Annotated in this window: 4 protein-coding genes; 2 read left to right on the top strand and 2 right to left on the bottom strand. The window is 43.1% G+C overall.

The genetic code is table 11. From position 1 onward, the window contains the following. Positions 1-119 precede the first annotated feature (119 nt). Positions 120-719 carry a phosphoribosyltransferase gene (locus tag A3739_RS02065; RefSeq protein WP_068476166.1) on the bottom strand — a complete coding sequence of 200 codons (600 nt, stop codon included), beginning with the start codon at positions 717-719 and terminating at the stop codon, positions 120-122. 39 nt (positions 720-758) lie between these two features. Between A3739_RS02065 and A3739_RS02060 the strand changes: the two genes are divergently transcribed. Then, complete coding sequence (locus A3739_RS02060; protein WP_369819785.1) at positions 759-1394, top strand: phosphoribosyltransferase; 636 nt, start codon at positions 759-761, stop codon at positions 1392-1394. A 1-nt stretch (position 1395) separates the two neighbouring features. On the opposite strand, the gene A3739_RS02055 is transcribed toward A3739_RS02060, so the two are convergent. Next, on the bottom strand, positions 1396-1863 hold the full coding sequence (locus A3739_RS02055; RefSeq protein WP_068476167.1) for a regulatory protein RecX: 468 nt from the start codon (positions 1861-1863) through the stop codon (positions 1396-1398). Between the two features lie 179 nt (positions 1864-2042). Between A3739_RS02055 and A3739_RS02050 the strand changes: the two genes are divergently transcribed. Further along, on the top strand, positions 2043-2729 hold a 687-nt coding region (locus tag A3739_RS02050), incomplete at its 3' end, for a hypothetical protein (protein ID WP_156502260.1).

Here is a 2729-nt window from a genome sequence, read left to right as displayed (position 1 = left end):
AACTCACTTACGGAATCGACAAGCATGCCTTGCTCGAATCTTTCTTTGAAGGCGAGTTCACTTCAGCGAGAAACACTCCCGAAGACAGCAAATGAGCTCTCACACTAACGATCTCGATACTACAGGTCCGGGCGTAAGAAAGGCTTCACCCAAGGTTTGTTTTGTTCAATCTCTTCGAGGGTTAGACCGGTTAACTCATACGGCAACACCAACCAGTCTTGCGTTTTATGGAGAAAGTAGTCTGGCTTCCGGCCAGTCTCAGATAAGCCCTCTTTGAAATATGGCATCGCAATACGTGTATCGTCAGGCATGTTGCGTTTAGCTTTACTTGATAAACGCTGAATGACCGCATCGATATGGCGCCCAGTACTGAACACATCATCGACAATCAACAGTTTGTCGTCGTAATTCATATTCTCAAGCAGATATTGAATACCATGAACACGAATACCCTGATTGCCCTCTAACTCTTCAAAGTATTGTTCCATGCCGCGGTATGACGTTCGAATAGCGATATGATCTGTTTCTACCCCCAGCGTTTGTAGACACTCTTGCACATAAATACCTACTGTCGACCCGCCACGCCAAATACCGACAATAAAGTCTGGACGAAAACCACTTTCATATATTTTGACCGCCAAACGATAGCTATCTTCCACCAACGACTGCTCTTCGACATATCGTTTTTTCGCTTGCTTCTGCTGTTCTAGCCCGGCCATTTTACCCATCCTATTTATACTCGATATACGATACTCAGCTTGCAAAATGTTTTTGAAAAAGTAAATAATCAAGCCACTTATACTGAGCATACTGGGATTCAATCGGTGACTCTTAAAACCTACATTGGCGCACAACAATTACTAGAAGATTCGTTCCGTTTAGGCACGCAAATTCTAGACTCAGGCTTCAAACCAAGCATTATTATTGCACTATGGCGAGGCGGAACACCGATTGGGACAGCAGTACAAGAGCTGCTTGAGTATCACGGAATTGAAACAGATCATATCGCCATTCGAACCTCTTCCTACGCAGCTGCCATTGATGGTCGCTCAAATGAGATTCGCATTCACGGCATGAGCTATCTCATCAAACACGTGAAACATACGGACCGCTTATTAATCGTCGATGACGTATTTGATACAGGGCATACCATTAAAGCGGTAATTGAACATCTTGAAACTCACGCCAGAAGAAATACGCCGCAAGAAATAAAAGTGGCCGTACCGTATTACAAGCCTACACGTAATCAAACTGATATTGTGCCAGATTACTTTTTACATAAAACCGAAGAATGGCTTAAATATCCGCACTCGCTTGAAGGTTTGAGTCATGAAGAAATAGCCGAAAACAGGCCAGAGCTATACGAGATAATTAAGCCTCACCTCAAAAAGTAATTCACTCATCTAGCTCAAAGGCATAATTGACCTGATCACTGCTGAAACCGCGACTATATAAGTAGCGTTGCTGCTTCGCTTTTTGCTTTAAGTCAAAAGCGCGATCCCAATCACCAAACTTACGCTGTCGCGTATGCTTGGCGAGTTCAAACCAATCTGTATCATCACGTTCAAACGCAAGCATCACAGCTTCAGAATCGACTTTTTGCACTGCGAGCTCTTGCCTCACCCGCGCCGCACCGTAGCCCTTTATAACACGTGATCGCAGCAACATATCCGCATAACGTTGCTCACATAAGTAGCCTGCTTCGATCATTTGCTCGATCACATCATCAACGAGGACTTGTTCGTCCTCATCTAAATTCCGTAAGAGCTTATCTCTCAACTCGTGAATTGCATATTCACGCCTCGCTAACAAATCAACGGCTTTGTTTTTTAGTTTTTGCAGCAGCTCAGCTTGCTCACTCATACACACTCATCACACTTTATGCATCACCTAACAACAAGCGTCGAATAAACACTTCTTTGCTAGCAATTTCAAGGTTAAACTACTCCGATTACTTTTTGCTCAACAAGAACAAAAATATCATCTAACAACAAAGACTACCGTGGCAGGCAACTGCTACGTTCCAAGAATACAGGCACGACATGGCTAATTTCTTATCCAAGCTTTTTAAACCAAAATGGCAAAACAAATCTGCCGAAGTTCGATTAGAAGCTCTGCAGCAACTTGATCCAAATAACAATGAGCAACGTGAGATTATCGAATCTCTGCTCTTAAATGATGAAAACCCTTCTGTAAGACAAGCAGCACTGAGTAAAACAAGCGATCCAGCGCGCGTTATTGTACTCTACGCGAAGTTAAACAATGCGGACAAACCCGCTGCGGTTGAACATTTAACAAAGCTCAGTGAATCTTTAGGCCTTAGCCTATTTGACCTCATCGAAGACAAAACCTTTTTGGCGCAAATTATAATCGCCACTGAATCTCCAGATGAATTCCTAAATAGCCTTGCACGCATTCAAGATGAGGAGGCGCTCATCCTCATCGCACAACAAGCGAAGCTAAGTCGACTAAGACAAGCTGCCACCGAGCTAATCGAATCTGAAGAATGCCTTGATAAAGTTATTGAAACAGCGCGATCAAAAGACAAAAAAGTCTTTCAAATTGCAAAGAGTAAATTAAGCCATATTCGTGAACACAAAAAACAAGTCGAACAACAAAAGCTTCAACTCTCTGGTTTACTCGCGAATCTCAAAGAACTCGCAAACACAGACGACACTAACCTCTACTCCGCAAAGTTAGACAGTTTGAAACAACGCTGTAACGCGCTT

This window comes from Oleiphilus sp. HI0067 (assembly GCF_001635735.1).
This window is presented reverse-complemented; position numbering and strand designations above follow the sequence as displayed.

Excerpts from the sequence above, each read along its gene's own strand:
- A3739_RS02065 (WP_068476166.1), bottom strand. The coding sequence starts at position 719 with ATGGCCGGGCTAGAACAGCAGAAGCAAGCGAAAAAACGATATGTCGAA.
- A3739_RS02055 (WP_068476167.1), bottom strand. The coding sequence starts at position 1,863 with ATGAGTGAGCAAGCTGAGCTGCTGCAAAAACTAAAAAACAAAGCCGTT.